Source organism: Mycobacterium sp. SMC-11 (assembly GCF_046250095.1).
Lineage (GTDB): Bacteria > Actinomycetota > Actinomycetes > Mycobacteriales > Mycobacteriaceae > Mycobacterium > Mycobacterium heraklionense_A.
Window position 1 is genome coordinate 3,911,685 of sequence record NZ_CP176430.1, and the last position, 15,634, is coordinate 3,927,318.

Genomic DNA, 15,634 nt, shown 5'->3' on the forward strand with positions numbered 1-15,634 from the left:
GTATGCCGTCGCGTGATCCGGCGAAGCCGGGGGGTCCCAGAAAACACGTCGGAAAGCACGCCGCCACACGCGCTTCGAAGAATGCCCTGACGCTGGCGGAGGCCGAGGCGAAGGCCGCCGAGGCGGCGGCGGAGCTGGCCCGCGCCCGAGCGGAACTACTCAAGGCGCAGCAGGAGCCCGAGCCGGAATCCACCGCTGCGGCCGAGCTGGAAACCGCTCAGGTCATCGAGACTTCCGAAACGATCGAGCCGGCTCCGGGAGTTGGCGAGGCTGTCGACGAGGGTGCCGCCGAACAGCCGGCTAAGCGGCCCCGCACGATCACCGGAATCCGCAAAGTACTGCCCTGGGCAGCGGCGACGCTGGCCGTGCTCACCATCGGTGGGCTCATCGCCGCGGACGTGGTGATGCTGGCCCACCACAACAGCGTGGCACTGCGCCAGCGCCAATCCGCCGAATACGCCGCGGCCGCTCGTCAGGGCGTGGTGACGCTGATGTCGCTGAATTACGAAACCGTCGATGACAACGTCAAGGCGATCCTCGACAACTCGACCGGCGAGTTCAAGAAGGACTTCGAAGCCCACGTCGGCGACTTCACCCAGGTGGCCCGCAAGTCGAAAACCGTCACCACGGTCGACACGGCGGTCGCGGGGGTGGAATCGATGTCGGACAACGACGCGGTGGTGCTGGTCGCGGCCAACACCAAGGTCACCAATGTCGCTGGAGCCAAAGAGGAACCTCGCGCATGGCGCCTCACCGTGCACCTGGCCCACGAAGGCGATCGGATCAAGATGTCGAAGGTGGACTTCGCGGCATGAGTGAATCTGGCGAGACCGAGGTAACCGTCGAAACGACCGAGGAGTCGGTGACCGAGGAACCGACTGCGGCCGACGACGCCGCGGATGCCGACCGCGCAGGCCGGGAAGCAGCGGAGCCGGCCGGCCCGACCGTCTCCACGGTGCGCTGGATCGCAGCAGCCCTGGCTGGTCTGCTGTTGGCCTCGGCGGGACTCACCGCCTGGCTGTACTTCGGAGTGCTTCGGGCCGATCAGCAACTGGGGCCCGCGGCCGAGCAGGCCGTGATGGCGGCCGCCGCCGACGGCGCGGTCGCCGTTTTGACCTATGCACCCAAGACGATGGAGCAGGATTTCGCCGCCGCCGAAAGCCACCTCACCGGCGATTTCCTGGCTCACTACACCGATTTCACCCAGAAGGTCGTTACACCGGCGGTCAAGGAGAAGGAAGTACAGACGGTCGCCGCCGTGGTTCGCAAGGGCTTGGTATCCCTGCACCCGAGTTCCGCAGAGGTGCTGATCTATCTCAACCAGACCACGATCAGCAAGACGAACCCGGATGGCGCTTTTTCCATGAGCAGCGTCAAGGTCGGCCTGGAGAAGCACGACGGCCGGTGGCTGATCTCCTCGTTCGACCCGGTCTAACCATTCTCTGCAGGCAGCCGCGAGCTACATCCGCACCAGGGCGAACGTCCAGGTGTTCACGCCACCCGGGCCATTCATACAGCCCACGTCGAAATGTGATTCGACGACGCCGGCCAGTGTGTTCGCGTCCCAGGTGTAGGTGTCGCGCGTCGGCATCGAGGGCCCGAACGGACAGTTCAGGCCGTTGGGGTAATCCGAGGTGAACGAGTACTGACCGTCCACCAGCCTGGCGGTCCCGCCGTAGTATCCGCGGCCGAAGAAGTGCGGCCGGTCGATCGCACTCACTGTCACGCAGCCGGCCGGCAGGTCGTCGAACTTGCCCATCGTCTCGCACGGGTACGCGGCCCACACCCACGTGGCATCGGTCCACCGGTTGCTCAGGACCTCGTAATTGCCATAGCGCATGTCTGCCGCGGCGGTCGGCGCCACGGCAAAGGTGATGGTCAATGCGCCCAGCGCTGCTGCGGCAGTAATTCGGATCATGGGTGAACTCGCTCCCCTCGACGTGCCAAAAGCGTTGTTTCGCTATAGATCACCGCGACGCCACAACGTCTCGCCGTCGGCGACACAGGTCAGGAAAAGCCCGTCGGGGGCCTGCGCCACCTCGCCGGAATAATCGTCACACTTGCTGCCCTCCTCCTTGATGCCGTGCATCTCCGGCGACCGGAACCAGCGCGGTTCGTAACGGCGCGGCGACGCGCAAAACACCAGCCGGCCCGGCAGAGTCGACGGCCCTGCGACCGCGGACCCGAAGACGAAATATGTGGTGTTGGAGCACGGTGCACCCAGCACGACATTCGGCATGATTCCGGGAGTGCACGCCGGGACGTCGCACATCGGCACGTACGGGTCGGCAACGGACCGCGAAGCGGGCGTCACGGCGGCAACCGTCCCGACGGCAAGCACCGCCGCGACAAGCGTTTTCCGTACACGTGTGGTCTGCATGGTCCTCCCCTCCCACCTAAAGCCGTTGCACGCTCAGCGGCATCAGGATCACCGTCGGTTGGTTGCGTCCGCACGCCCCGGAGACGCCGATCGTCCGGTCGTAGCCGGCCAGCAGGTCGATATTGCGTTTCTCGTACTGCCCGTTGGAATCGACGCCCTGGAACTGGTAGCGCTGCCGGCCAGGCGAGGTGGTGCCGTCCGGGCAGGTCTGCCAGTTCTCGTGGAAACGGTCGACGATCCAGCGCGAGGTGCGGTATTCCAGCGGCGCCGTCCAACCCTGGTCGCTGCTCACCTGCCCGGTGCAGACGTGCGCATTCTCACAACTGGAACTGAATGTCCATACCGACGAGACAGTGGCCTCGTTCATGAAGACCTCGTTGGTCTTGGCCCAGTCCCCATTCGAGATGACCCGGTAAGGGCCGTTGAGCTCGAAGCCCAAGCCCGCCTGCGCCGACGGCGCCGGCGTCGCCCCCATGACCAGTCCGAAAGCCGCTGTGGCAATGATCAATTCACGTGCGCGCATTCGTCCCCCTTCGGCACTCAAGATGGCATCAAGTCGGTCCACGATTTGGGTCCGGAACCGGGAACCAAGTTCGTCTGCTGCTCGTAACGTCCATCGGGGGTCATGTACTTGCCGGTGTTCGGGTCGTAGGGCACTACGGCGACCGAGGGCGTCTGGTCAGCGCTCCCGTCGTGCCCGGCGAACGGCGGCGGCGGCGCTGGGACCTCCGGCCGGGGGGAATCGGGCGGCGTCCCCGACGGGGTGGCCCACGGCGGCAGTGGGGTGCCTCCGACCGGCGCGAAGAGCCGATCACTGAAGTCGACCCGGTCATCGACCGGGATGCCCTGCTTGAGCAGATTGGGGTCGAACGCGCCGGGGCCGGTGAGATGCTGGCGCATCGCGATCGGGACGAATCCCTTGGGATCGTCGCAGAGTTCGACGGTCGGCGCACGCTTGCCCGGATGCTCGATACACGGGAAGTTGCGGGCGCCACGCACCGAGACCGGTGAATCCTGCGGCAGTTTGCAGTAGAGACCGTCCGGGGTGTCGATAGTGGTGGTATCGGCCGGGGAACGCCACGACGATGGCGGCAGGAACCCCACGGTGCAGGGGTTGGGGTCGCCGAAAGTGAGGGTGAAGTCGCCCTGCGGCAGACCGGTCGGGTTGTTCTTGGGCAGACCGAATGACTGCTGGGCCGCAATGTAACCGGGCAGTAGCACCATCAACTGTTCCAGCGACGGGTTGTAGACCATCAGAACCTGCCCCAGGGTGTTCAGGTTCGCCAGCAGGATCGGCAGCGTGGGCTTGAGATCTTGCATCAGGCCCGATACTTCGTCGGCGAATCCGGGGCCACGTTGCAGAATGGCGCGCAACTGCGGGTCGTTGGCGGCGACCTGTTCGGAGATCCCGGCCACACTGCGCGCCCAGGTGCGGATCGCCTCGGTGCTTCGCTCTTGGGAGTCCAGCAGTGGCGCGCTGTCGTCGACCAGCTTGCGCGCCTTGTCCGATACCCGGTTGGCGTCACCGCTGATGGTGGTTGCCGAATCCAGCAGTGACTGGAAGTCATAACCGGCCCCGTCGAAAGCCTGAAACGTCTCGTCGAGCAGATTGCTGAGCTTATCCTTCGGGATCGAGTCGACCAGCGCACTGACCTGATCGAGCATCGGCCCGACCTGTTGGGGGACTTGTGTATCGGAGGCCGCGATCACCGAGCCGTTGTGCAGGTACGGGCCGCCGTCGCTGCGCGGCAGCAGGTCGACGTACTGCTCGCCGATCGCCGACACGCTGCGCACCGCGGCCACCAAGTCGGCCGGCACCTTAGGTGATCGGTTCAACGACAATGTGGCGCGCACACCGTTGGACGTCAGTTCGACCTTGGTGACCGTGCCGATCTGCACGCCGTTGTAGGTGACGTTGGAGAACCGGTACAGCCCCCCGGTCTCGGGCAGGTCCAGCTTGACCACCACCCGGCCGAGCCCGAGCATGGTCGGCACCTGCATGTAGCCGAAGAGCATGGCTGAAACGCCGATCACCGACGCCACCAAGAACAGGATCAGTTGAATCCGGACAAACCGTGTCAACATCTAGCCGCCGCCTCTCGAGGCAACCGCCCCCGGCGGCATGGCCTGGCCCGACGACTGCAGGATCGGCTCTTGCAGCGGATCGTAGGAGTAGTTCAGATACCACGGATCGCCGGGCGCCGGAACCAGTTTCGCATCCTCGTCACCCCACTGGGTGCCGGCGAACATGGCCCGCTTGAGCCGGGGTTTGGTGAGGTCGAAGACGGCGAACAGGTTCAAGAAGTCACCCCGCACGGCGCGCTCGATCGCGTTGGGCCCGTACGGGAAAGCCGAGGCGTAGGCCACCGCCGAGTTGAGCTCCGGGCCGATGTCGGCCAACGAGCGCAACGCCGGTTCGATGTGGATGAGGTCGGAGACCAGTTGGTGCCCGGAGTCGTTGACCAGACCGGCCGACAGGTCCCCGAACTGCCCCAGCTTGGTCAACGCGGTGACGAACTTGGGGCGCTCCCGGATCAAGACGTCGATGGCCGGGGGAATCTTGTTCAACGCACGATTGATGGTGTCGCGCTGCCCGGCAAAAGTCGTGGCCGCCCGGTTCATCTCTGCGATGGCGTCGACGATGTTGTCCCGCTGCCGGTCCAGCGCGCCGGTGAAGTGATCCAGCCGGACGATCAGATCGCGAATGTCGCTTTCCCGCCCCGCCATGGACGCACTGAAGTTGTGGATGATGTCACCGATCTGACCGAGCCCGCCCCCGTTGACCAGTACCGCCAGCGACGACAGGGTCTGTTCGGTAGACGGATACGTCGAGGAGTCGCTCAGCGGAATGGTGGCCCCGGATATCAGCCGGCCCGTCGGCGCCTGTCCGATCGGCGGATTAAGCGCCAGATGCATCGAACCGAGCAAGCTGGTCTGCCCGACCGTCGCGACCGCATTCGCCGGAACGTCGACGCCGGGGTTGACAGCGATGTCGACATTGGCGTGCCAGTTGCTGACGGTCATCTTGCCGACGCTGCCGATCACCACGTCGGAGAGCATCACCGGCGAATTGGATTCCAGTGTCCCGACGTTGGCCAGCTGGACCGTGAAATGCTGCGCCCCGGCTCCGCGCCCCTGAACACCCGGCAGTGCCATCGAGTTGAGCCCGCCGAAAGCGCAGCCGGTCGCGGTGCAGCAGACCAGGACGGCGAGTGCCGCGCCACGCCGCAGCGAATGCAGACCGATCATGGCGTGGGTGTCCCTTCCGCTGGTAACGGGCCAGGCAAGCCGGGCGGCGGCCCCGGCGGCGGACCGCCCGGCAGCAGCATCCCGTCGAACGTGGTCGGGCTCGGCAGCGGCGCTCCGGGAATCAGCGGCGGTGTCGCTGCGGCGGGCAGTCCGTCCGGTGCGTAGGAACCGCGTGGTTGCAACGGATCCGTCCACCCCGGCGGCGGGGGGACGTCGCCGTGCAATCCGGTGTAGGCCGAGATCGATGGCTCCTGTTCCGGCAGCTTCCCCGGGTGCTCGGCGTGCGGCATCAACGCCGGGTCGGTGTAGATCAGCTTGTCCGGGCTGGCCGACTTAGTCAGATACGGAGACACCGGCAACGGCATCCCGTTGAAATTCAGCAGCCGCATGGCCGGCCCGAGGTACTGCTCGCACAGCTTGCCCGTCTCGGTCGACGTCACGTTGCCGACCGCACCGGTCATCGTGCAAATCGCCTGCACCGGGTTGCTGAAGTTGGCAAACGCGAACGAGCCCACCGGGGTACCGCTGGTCACGTTGTACATGTTGAGGGTGTTGGCGATCGCATTCGGGGTGATGTGCAGGATATTGCGGATCGCGTTCTTCGAATCAGCCAGTGTCTGACTGACATTGGCCACGCCCCGCAACGCCTCGGCGGTTTCGGCGCGGCTGCCCGCCACGAAATCGCGTACTGTGTCGATCGCCCCGGCGAAGTCGGTCAGAGCCGCATCCAGGTTGGAACGGCTGTCGTTGACCACACTGGTCAAGGTGGCAAGCCGCGACTCGAACACCACGATCTGCTGATCGCTGTCGCGCAGCGCGGTGACGAAGGTCTGCAGACCCGAGATGATGTCGACGATATTGCCGCTGCCCTCGGCGAAGATCCGGGCCACGCCGGACAGTTGCGCCAACGTCTCGCGCAGTTTGGCGCCGTTACCGTCCATCGCATTGGCAGCGCTGTCGATGAAGCGCGACGCGGACGTTCCCGAAACTCCGCTGCGCGGTCCCAATTCGGCGGCAAGCCGATTCAATTGGGTCTTGACCTCGTCCCACTCGACCGGGACCGCGGTGTGCTCGCGCGGGATCACCGCGCCGTCAGCCATCCTCGGTCCGTCACCGCGATGGTAGGCCGGCGTCAACTGAACGAACCGCGCCGCCACCAGGTTGGGCGCGACGATGACGGCTTTGGCCTCGGCCGGGATCGGCACTTTGCGGTCGACCCGCAAGGTGAGCTTGGCCTGGGTGCCCTGGGGTTCGATGCGGTCGATGGTGCCGACCTTCACCCCGGCGACCCGGACCTCGTCACCGGGATAGATCGCGGTCGCGGTGGAGAAATAGGCGGTGATCCTGGTCGGTTTCAGCAGAGTCTGGCGGACCAGCAGGCCCGCACCCGCGAGCAGCAGCACTGCTGCCAGCGCAGCTGCCGCAATCTGCAGGGGTGTACGAGTCTTCATCGGGGCGGCAGGTCTCCTGGTTGCGGAATCCCATTGACCGGGAACGGAAGTTCGGCACGCGGACCGGCATTGTCCGGCGGCTGCCCCGCGTCGACGCCACGCCGGAAACCAAAGATGTAATCCAGGAACGGCTGGAGCAGCTGCGGCAGGAACAGGTTCGGAACATAGGCGCTGTAGTAGGCCCCGTTGGACACCGTCTCGCCCTGGGTGAGCTCGTATTTCGCCAGCCCGGGGAGCGCCTTGGCCAGGTTGTCCCGGTTCTTCTCCAGGACTTTGTTCAGCTCGATGACTTTGTCGAGAGTCGGTCGCAGCTGTTCGTTGTTCTGGGCGACGAGTTCGGACAGTTGCCGGGATACCGCCGACGTGCTGGCCAGTAGGTTGACGATGGCCTGCCGCCGGGTGTTGAGCACGTCGACGAGGCTGTCGGCGTCCAGGATCAGCGAATTGATCTGCTGGCTGCGTTCGGAGAGCACACCGGTGAGATCAGCGGCCGACTTCAGCAGGTCGGCAAGGCCTTCGTTGCGGCTGTTCACCGCCCGGGACAGCCGGCTCAGGCCGTCGAACGTCGGCCCCAACTGTGGGGCGATCTGGTCGATGGTGTCCGAGAGGGTGTCCAGCGACCGGTTCAGTGACTCGGTGTCAGTGCCGGCGGTGTTTGTGGTGAGTTCACCGACCACGTCGACCAGCGAGTACGGCGACGACGTGCGGGTGAGCGGAATGACCTCGAGTGGACGCATCTTGCCGCTGCCGGCCGGCTCCACCGTCAGCACTCGCTCACCGAGCAGCGACCCGGTGCGGATGTGCGCCGTGGTCTGCCCTCCCAGCCCGTATTTGCCCGCCAAGGTGAAAGTCACCAGGGCATCGCCGTTGTCGAGTGCGACATCGGTGACCGAGCCGACCTTGATCCCCGACAGCGTGACGTCGGCGCCGGTGCTCAAACCACCGGCTTCGGCGAATCGGGCCTGGTAGCGCACGCAGGTGGCCCACTGGATCAGTTGTTCGGGCTGCAGCCCGATCGCCACGATGAACGCGACGACAACGATGCCGATCAGGCCCATTCGCGTCAGGTGGCTGCCGTGGTACTTCAGCATCGGCGGGTCCCCCATGGTGCCGGGGCGACGCCGGACGGTATGCCGCTCAGTCGGTGTCGCTGCATCGGCCCTCCTCCGCCTTGATCCAGGGGAACACCGCGGTGCGGCCCTGGGTGTCGCTGACCCTGATCTGGACAGCGCAGAGGTAGTACTGGATAAACCCGCCGTAGGCGCCGAGTCGGATGGCCTTGCGGTAGTTCTCCGGCGCCTTCTGCAACGACATGTCCAGGCCGGCGAGGTCGGCGTTGATCGCGGTGGTCAACCGGTCGACCTGAGTGATGGTGTTGGTCAAAGGATCCCGGGCGTTTCCGAGCAGATCTGCCAGCGATGCGGTGCCGCGGTCCAGGGCGGTCACCGCGGTTCCGATCGGGTCGCGATCGGCTGCCAGCCCGGCGACCAGCTTGCCCAGCCGGTCGATCGCCCCGGAGAACCGTTTGTCGCCGCCCGACAGGGTGGCCAGCGTGGTGCGCAGTTGCTCGATCAGGGACTCGATCACCTGGTTGTTGTCGGCCAACGAGTTTGAGAACGACGATGTCCGCGACATCAGCGAATCGATGGTGCCGCCCTGGCCCTGCATGATCTGGATCAACGAGGCCGTAAGCGAATTGACGTCGGTGGGATTGAGTCCGCGAATCACCGGCTTGAGCCCGTTGAGCAGCAGATCCAGATCCAGCGCCGGCGCGGTGCGCTCGAGCGGGATCTGCGCTCCCTTTCCCAACAGCTGCGTCGAACCCGGTCCGTCGACCAGTTCCAGGTAGCGGTCACCGACCAGGTTCAGGTAGCGCACCGAGGCCTGGGTCCCGGTGGTGAGCGGAATGTTGCGGTCGGCCTGGAACTTCACCAGAACCGTTCCGTCCGGACGCAGCGACACGCCACCGACCGTGCCGACCCGTACGCCGGCGACCCGCACGCTGTCGCCGGCCTTGAGCCGCGAGGCATCGGCGAACACCGCCTGGTAGCCCACGGTGGGTCCGGTCCGGACTTCGGCGAAGATCGCGAACAGAAACACCGTCGCCAGCACCATTACCGCGGCGTAGACGCCGAACTTGACCAGAGTCGCCGACCCGCTTCTCATCCCGGCATCCCCACCTGGGCGCTGTTGCGCGGCGGCCCACCGATCGGCCCGAACAGCGCCTGCTTGAGGCCATCGGAGTTGAGCAGGATGCCCTGGTTGCCGTATTCGTACGGGTTGGCTCCGGTGTCGGCGATCAACGCGGGCACCCGGTACTCGGGTGGCACGTCCGGCAGGCCCAGTTCGGTGCAGTAGGAACGGTCGGAGCGAGCCGCCACCTTCGGTAGATGGTCGGGGTAGCGGTAACGTTCCTTGGCCAGGGTGAAGCTGGCAGTGATGATGATGCCGGGAACCTCGAACGGTGTGGATTTGGCGAACGGCACCAAGCCACCGATCGAGCAGCCGAGTTCCTCGTGGTACTTGTCCAATAGCTGCGCGGTTGGCTCCAGCACGTGCGTCAAGTCGGTCAGGGCCTGCCGGTTCTCGCCCAGCACCTCGTTGCCGGTATCGGCAAGACCGATCGCGCTGAGCAGGAAGGTGTCCAGGCTGTTCTGCTCGGCCACGATGCTGTCACTCATGGTGTTGGTGGCGTTGAGGGCGGCGGTGAGGTCCGGGGCCGCATCGGCGTAGGACCGGAACACCGGCGCCATGGTGGCGGTCTCGTGTTCCAGGGTGTCCAGGCTGGGCTCGATCTCGGCCAGCAGCTTGTCGAAGTCGGTGAGCGCCTGCCCCAGCTTCTGCCCGCGGCCGTTGAACGCCGTCGAGACCGCACTTAGGGTCTCGTTGAGCTTCTTCGGGTCGATCTTGTCCAAGACCCGCACCAGCTGTTGGAACACCGTGTTGATCTCGACGGTGACGTGTTCGCCCGCCAGGACCTGGCCGGCGTGCATGCGGGCGGTGACCGGGTCCGGCGGCGGTACCAGATCGACGAACTTGGCCCCGAACACCGTCGAGGAGGCGATCCGGGCGCTGACGTTCGCCGGGATCAGCGACAGCTGTCCCGGTTCCATCTTCAGATGCAGGACAGCGGTGCCATCCGGTTTGGCCTCGATGTCGCCGACCTTGCCGACCTGTACACCGCGGATCTTTACCTTGGCGTCGGGGTACATCACCAGGCCGGCGCGCTGCGACAGCACCGTGACGGGCACCGTGCGGGTGAAGCTGCCCCGGAACAAGCCGATGGGCAGCCCGATCGCAGCCGCGATCGTCAGCACCGTCACCAGCCCGATGAGCGGACGCAGGTAAGTCGGCTGCTGACGCCTGGCAGCTGCGGGCCGATGCCGGCCCGCGGCGGCCGAGCCTCGGTCCGGATCGTTGAGGTGGCCACCTAGCGGCGGATCTGCGGTCGCTCCCAGAACCATTACCGCTCCGTCGCCGCGGCGTTGAGGCGGACGTCATCGCGAGCCGGGATCAGCACTCCGCCACCACTGAGCACCATCGCTGCCGCCCCTTCCACGATGGTTACCGCCGACACCGCAGGCTCGAAGAGTTCTACGCACTGTGCCACACCACTGGCACCCGGCGGGTGGCCTTTGGCGATGTATGGCATCGAGAAACTCCTTGCTGCTACCCGGTCGCCTAAGTGACCGCGCCGACGGTCTTGAGTTCGATGATGCGGTCCCAGTCCAGGCCGAGTTCGGCCAGGATTTCGTCGGTCTGCTCGGCGAATCCGGGTGCCGCACCGGTCACCGGTGCGGTCACGTCGAACTGCACCGGGTTGGCGACCAATTCGAGTTCACCTGCCTGCACGATGTATTCGTTGGCGCGGATCTGCGCGTCCGCAGCGGCCTGCAGCGTGTCCTGGACCGGCGCCCACGGGCCGGCCAGCGTGGCGAAGCGCTCACTCCACTCGGGTAGCGTCCGCTTGGCCATCGCCGCGCGCAGGATTTCCACGGCCGCCGGGGTGTGCTCGGCGAAGGACTGCGCGGTGGCAAACCGTGGATCGTCGATGTAGTCGTGCAGTTCCATGTGTTGGCACACGTCGGCCCAGAACTTGGTGGGCTGCATCATGACAAAGGAGATGTAGCGCTCGTCGGCGGTCGCATAAACCCCCACCAGCGGGTTGATCGGCGAACCATGCACACCGGGCGGCTGTTGAATCAGGCGCTCACCCAGATGACTGGTCAAGGCGACGGTATGGCCCATGGCCCATAGGCCACTGCCCAACAGGGATACGTCCACCACCGACGGCTCACCGGTGCGCTCACGCTTGAACAGCGCCGCCGCAATACCGCCGGCCAGGTTGGTGCCGGAGATGGTGTCCCCATAGGCGGGACCGGGCGGGCCGATCATGCCCTCGATACCGGGCGGGGTGATGGTGGCGGCGGTACCGGCGCGACACCAGAAGGCGGTCATGTCGTAGCCGCCCTTTTCCGATTCGATGCCGCGGGGACCCAGCGCGCTGCCGCGCGCGTAGATGATCTTCGGGTTGACCGCACGAATGTCCTCGACATCCATGGCGAACTTCGTGCGGTGACCGGGAAGGAAACTGGTCAGAAAGACGTCTGCACGTTTTGCCAGTTCGAGCAACACCTCGCGCCCCTCGGGCGTCGACACGTCCAGACCGATGCTGCGCTTACCGCGGTTGGCGTGCTCGATGTTGGGATTCGGGTCGCCTTCGACCCGCAACATGCCGGTCTGGCGCAGCCCGCGCTGCGGGTCACCCGTCACCGCGTGCTCGACCTTGATGACCTCGGCGCCCCACTCCGCCAGCACCGCACCGGCCGAGGGGACGAACCCGTACATCGCGACTTCCAGGACGCGAACGCCCTCGAGCGGCCTCATCCAGTCGCTCCGGCGACCGGCACGGCGAACGTCTTGCTTTCCAGGAATTCCTCCAGTCCGGCGGTGCCCATCTCACGGCCGATGCCGGACTGTTTGTATCCGCCGAACGGCGCGTCTGGGCTGAAGTAGTTGCCGCCGTTGATCGAGAACGTTCCGGTCCGGATCCGGCGGGCCAGCGCCAGCGCCCTGTCCTGGGTGCCGAAAACGGCACCGGACAGTCCGTAGATCGAGTTGTTGGCGATCCGGACCGCATCATCGTCGTCGTCATAGCCGATGACGGCCAGGACGGGCCCGAATACCTCTTCCTGGGCGATCTCGCTGTCCGGGTCGACGTCGGTCAACAGCGTCGGGGTGTAGAAGAAGCCGGGGCCGACCTTCTCGCCGCCGGTCACCAGCGTGGCACCGGCGGCCACCGCGCGCTGCACCATGGCGTCGACCTTGTCGCGCTGCTTGGCGCTGATCAGCGGACCCATGTAGGTCGCGGGGTCGGTCGGGTCGCCATAGCGCACGTGGGAGAAGTTGGTCTTGATCATCTCGACGATCTCGTCGTGATGGCTGTTGGGCACCAGCAGCCGCGATGTCAGTGCGCAGCCCTGGCCGGCGTGGGTGACCATCGAGAACGCGGCGAACACCGCGGCCATACTGAAGTCGGCGTCATCGAGGATGATGGCCGCGGACTTGCCGCCCAGTTCCAAAAAGACCCGCTTGAGCGTCCCGCTGGCGGCGGCCATGATCGCCCGCCCAGTCGGGGTGGACCCGGTGAAGGTGACCATGTCCACGTCAGGATCGGTGGTCAACACGGCACCGACCGCGGGGTCCGACGAGCTGAGCACATTGACCACCCCGGCGGGGATATCGGTGTGGTTGGCGATCAGTTCGCCGAGCGCGAGAGTGACGAGCGGGGTGTCGGGCGCGGCCTTGAGCACCACGGTGCAGCCGGCGGCCAGCGCCGGCGCCAGCTTCGCCAGGGCCAGCTGGTTGGGGTAGTTGTAAGCGATGATCGCGCCGACGACGCCCGCGCCTTCCTTCTCCACCCAACGGTGATGCAGCATTCCGCGACTCTCGACGTTGCCGAGGTCTTCGGTCATCGGATAGTTCTTCAGTAGATCGGCGTAGTAGCGCACGATCGCGATCGGTCCGTCCAGTTGTGCGCCCTGGGTCAGCGCCGGGGTGGCACCGACCTCGGCGACGGTGAGTGCGGCGAATTCGTCACGGTGCTCGACGAGCGCACGGTGCAGTTGGTCCAGGCAGCGGATCCGCAGTTCGGTGTCGGTGGCCCACTCGCCGGTATCGAAGGCCCGGCGCGCCGCCGCGACGGCGGCGACCGCGTGCTCGACGCCGGCCTCGGGCGCATGGCCCAGGACTTCGCCGGTGGCCGGGTTGAGCGAGGCGTACGTGGCGTCCGCCTCCACCAGCTCACCGTTGATCAGCAGTCGCCGGTCGACAACCTGCCCTAGGGAGCTATCGGCGGTGGTCTCTGCTGTGTCCTGCGAACGCATCAAGCCTCCAGATGGGTAACTCGGTTCTCATCTGCGGCGAATCATACATCTCATATGTGAGAACTCAAGGGTGTCCGAAAAGCGTTGCAACCTGCCCTTCTACGGCGAGAGTTAATGCGGCTACGGCGTTTTCGCTGCTAGGAGGCCACACCGGCGTACCTTGCCAGAATCCGATATGCGAGAGTACGATTCTCAATGCTCGGAAAGGAGATTCTTTGTGACCGAGACGGGCCTCGTGAGGACTGCTGTTGTGACCGGGGGCGCCTCGGGTATCGGTGCGGCAGTCGTGAACCGATTACGCGCCGCCGGCCACCGGGTGGCCATCATCGATCTCAAGCCCGACGGCGGTTCAGCAAGCCTCGACGGAGGAGAGGCGAAGCTGGGGCCGGCGCATGAACACGGGCAAGATGGCGCCTTCGCCGCCGACGTGACCGATCGCGCGCAGATCGACGCCGCTCTGACGCAGATCCGCGAACAGCTCGGGCCGGTCACCATTCTGGTCAACGCCGCCGGCAAAGACGGCTTCAAAAAATTCAGCCACATCAGCTTCGAGGACTGGCAGCAGATCATCGACATCAACCTCAACGGCGTCTTCCACACCATTCAGGCGGTGCTGCCCGACATGGTCGAAGCCGGCTGGGGCCGCATCGTCAACATCTCCTCGTCGAGCACCCATTCCGGGACTCCTTATATGGCGCACTATGTTGCGGCCAAGTCCGCCGTCAACGGACTCACCAAGACCTTGGCGCTGGAGTACGGGCCGAGTGGTATCACGGTCAATGCCGTACCGCCGGGATTCATCGACACCCCCATGCTGCGCAACGCCGATCGACAAGGGTTCCTCGGCGACATCGAGGACAACATCGCCAAGACCCCCGTGCGGCGCATGGGACAGCCTGAAGACATCGCGGCGGCCTGCGCATTCCTGGTGTCCGAGGAGGCCGGCTACATCACCGGACAGATCCTCGGCGTCAACGGCGGCCGAAACACCTGACCTTCACCACATTTCGCCACGCCGAGGCGTGCAGGGGCACTAACGAAAGGAATAGCAGTGGGACGCGTTGCCGGAAAGGTCGCATTCATCACGGGGGCAGCCCGCGGACAGGGCCGCAGCCATGCACTGCGACTGGCCGAGGAAGGCGCCGACATCATCGCCGTCGACCTGTGCCAGGACATCGAGACGATCGGCTACCCGATGGCGCGCCCCGAGGACCTCGAGGAGACCGCCAAGCTGGTCGAGAAGACCGGGCGCAGCATTGTCACCGCGCAGGCCGACGTGCGCGACGCGGCGGCGCTCAAGACCGCGCTCGACGCCGGTTTGGCCGAGTTCGGCAAGCTCGACATCGTGGTGGCGCAGGCGGGCGTGGCCGGCATGAAGGGCAACCCGCCGCTGCAAGCCTGGACCGACGTCATCAACACCAACCTGGTCGGCACCATCAATGGCATCCAGGTCGCGCTGCCCCACCTGTCCGAAGGCGCCTCGATCATCGCCACCTCCTCGGCGGCCGCATTGATGGACGCCCACCAGAAGGCCAACCCGGGCGGCGACCCGGGCGGGATGGCCTACATGACCTCCAAGCGATTGATCGCGCAGTACGTGCATGATCTCGCAACGGAGTTGGCGGTGCGGGGCATCCGCGCCAACGTCATACACCCGACCAACTGCAACACCGACATGTTGCAGAGCGAGCCGATGTACCGCTCGTTCCGGCCCGACCTGGAACACCCCACCCGCGCCGACGCCGAACCGGTCTTCTATGTCCAGCAAGCGATGAAGGTGCCGTTCATCGAACCCGAGGACATCTCCAACGCGGTGCTGTGGCTCGCCTCCGAGGAGGCCCGCTACGTCACCGGCATGCAGTTGCGGGTGGACGCCGGTGGATACCTCAAGTGGTACGACTACCACGTCTGATGACACTCGTCGTTTCGCAGCGCACCGAAATCGTTGAAAGGAGCGAGAACATGAAGGTTTCCGTTGACGGCCAGCGGTGCCAGGGCCACACGCTGTGCGCGATGATCGCGCCCGATTCCTTCGTGCTCAACGACATTGACGGCACCTCTTCACCGGTATCCGAAGTGGTTCCGGCCGATCAGCAGGACGCCGTGCGCGAGGCCGCACACTCCTGCCCCGAACAAGCCATTCTCATCGAGGAATGAATTAGGGAGGA

The 15,634-nt window shown here is 65.6% G+C and carries 17 protein-coding genes; 5 read left to right on the plus strand and 12 right to left on the minus strand.

Going from position 1 to position 15,634, the window contains the following annotated elements; translation table 11 throughout:
• Positions 1–2 precede the first annotated feature (2 nt).
• Positions 3–815, plus strand: coding sequence for a hypothetical protein (locus ACKY0X_RS18570; RefSeq protein ID WP_409427221.1), 813 nt, complete (start codon positions 3–5; stop codon positions 813–815).
• Positions 812–1,435 (plus strand): twin-arginine translocation pathway signal, encoded by a 624-nt coding sequence (locus tag ACKY0X_RS18575; protein WP_409427222.1) that lies wholly within the window; start codon positions 812–814, stop codon positions 1,433–1,435. Before ACKY0X_RS18570 ends, ACKY0X_RS18575 begins: the two co-directional genes overlap by 4 nt.
• Positions 1,436–1,459: 24 nt before the next feature.
• On the opposite strand, the gene ACKY0X_RS18580 is transcribed toward ACKY0X_RS18575, so the two are convergent.
• The 12 genes from ACKY0X_RS18580 to ACKY0X_RS18635 are packed head-to-tail and all read right to left on the minus strand — an operon-like array spanning position 1,460 to position 13,466.
• The gene (locus ACKY0X_RS18580; protein ID WP_409427223.1) at positions 1,460–1,918 is read right to left on the minus strand and encodes a hypothetical protein; all 459 of its coding nucleotides are present in this window, start codon (positions 1,916–1,918) and stop codon (positions 1,460–1,462) included.
• A gap of 42 nt (positions 1,919–1,960) precedes the next feature.
• Positions 1,961–2,380: a hypothetical protein gene (locus ACKY0X_RS18585; protein ID WP_409427224.1), complete on the minus strand. Its 420-nt coding sequence runs from the start codon at positions 2,378–2,380 to the stop codon at positions 1,961–1,963.
• A gap of 16 nt (positions 2,381–2,396) precedes the next feature.
• Positions 2,397–2,903 (minus strand): hypothetical protein, encoded by a 507-nt coding sequence (locus ACKY0X_RS18590; RefSeq protein WP_409427225.1) that lies wholly within the window; start codon positions 2,901–2,903, stop codon positions 2,397–2,399.
• Positions 2,904–2,920: 17 nt separating this feature from the next.
• Entirely contained in the window at positions 2,921–4,465 is a 1,545-nt protein-coding gene (locus ACKY0X_RS18595) for an MCE family protein (protein ID WP_409427226.1), read from the minus strand.
• Entirely contained in the window at positions 4,466–5,629 is a 1,164-nt protein-coding gene (locus tag ACKY0X_RS18600; protein ID WP_409427227.1) for an MCE family protein, read from the minus strand. It lies immediately after the preceding gene.
• Positions 5,626–7,080 (minus strand): MCE family protein, encoded by a 1,455-nt coding sequence (locus ACKY0X_RS18605; protein ID WP_409427228.1) that lies wholly within the window; start codon positions 7,078–7,080, stop codon positions 5,626–5,628. The genes ACKY0X_RS18600 and ACKY0X_RS18605 overlap by 4 nt, the downstream gene beginning before the upstream one ends.
• Positions 7,077–8,171, minus strand: a complete 1,095-nt coding sequence (locus ACKY0X_RS18610; protein WP_409427229.1) for an MCE family protein — start codon at positions 8,169–8,171, stop codon at positions 7,077–7,079. Before ACKY0X_RS18610 ends, ACKY0X_RS18605 begins: the two co-directional genes overlap by 4 nt.
• Before the next feature lie 46 nt (positions 8,172–8,217).
• Positions 8,218–9,246, minus strand: coding sequence for an MCE family protein (locus ACKY0X_RS18615; protein ID WP_409427230.1), 1,029 nt, complete (start codon positions 9,244–9,246; stop codon positions 8,218–8,220).
• Complete coding sequence (locus ACKY0X_RS18620; RefSeq protein ID WP_409427231.1) at positions 9,243–10,544, minus strand: MCE family protein; 1,302 nt, start codon at positions 10,542–10,544, stop codon at positions 9,243–9,245. The genes ACKY0X_RS18615 and ACKY0X_RS18620 overlap by 4 nt, the downstream gene beginning before the upstream one ends.
• Positions 10,544–10,732, minus strand: a complete 189-nt coding sequence (locus ACKY0X_RS18625; protein WP_409427232.1) for a hypothetical protein — start codon at positions 10,730–10,732, stop codon at positions 10,544–10,546. The genes ACKY0X_RS18620 and ACKY0X_RS18625 overlap by 1 nt, the downstream gene beginning before the upstream one ends.
• 29 nt (positions 10,733–10,761) lie before the next feature.
• Positions 10,762–11,967 carry a CaiB/BaiF CoA transferase family protein gene (locus ACKY0X_RS18630; protein ID WP_409427233.1) on the minus strand — a complete coding sequence of 402 codons (1,206 nt, stop codon included), beginning with the start codon at positions 11,965–11,967 and terminating at the stop codon, positions 10,762–10,764.
• A complete protein-coding gene (locus tag ACKY0X_RS18635; RefSeq protein WP_409427234.1) occupies positions 11,964–13,466 on the minus strand; it encodes an aldehyde dehydrogenase family protein in 1,503 nt (500 codons plus the stop codon). The genes ACKY0X_RS18630 and ACKY0X_RS18635 overlap by 4 nt, the downstream gene beginning before the upstream one ends.
• Before the next feature lie 235 nt (positions 13,467–13,701).
• Here ACKY0X_RS18635 and ACKY0X_RS18640 point away from each other — a divergent pair, with 235 nt between their 5' ends.
• The 3 genes from ACKY0X_RS18640 to ACKY0X_RS18650 are packed head-to-tail and all read left to right on the plus strand — an operon-like array spanning position 13,702 to position 15,623.
• Entirely contained in the window at positions 13,702–14,460 is a 759-nt protein-coding gene (locus ACKY0X_RS18640) for an SDR family NAD(P)-dependent oxidoreductase (RefSeq protein WP_409427235.1), read from the plus strand.
• A 57-nt stretch (positions 14,461–14,517) separates the two neighbouring features.
• Entirely contained in the window at positions 14,518–15,378 is an 861-nt protein-coding gene (locus ACKY0X_RS18645) for a mycofactocin-coupled SDR family oxidoreductase (protein WP_046282801.1), read from the plus strand.
• A gap of 50 nt (positions 15,379–15,428) precedes the next feature.
• Positions 15,429–15,623, plus strand: a complete 195-nt coding sequence (locus ACKY0X_RS18650; RefSeq protein ID WP_024440885.1) for a ferredoxin — start codon at positions 15,429–15,431, stop codon at positions 15,621–15,623.
• The last annotated feature ends 11 nt before the right edge of the window (positions 15,624–15,634 follow it).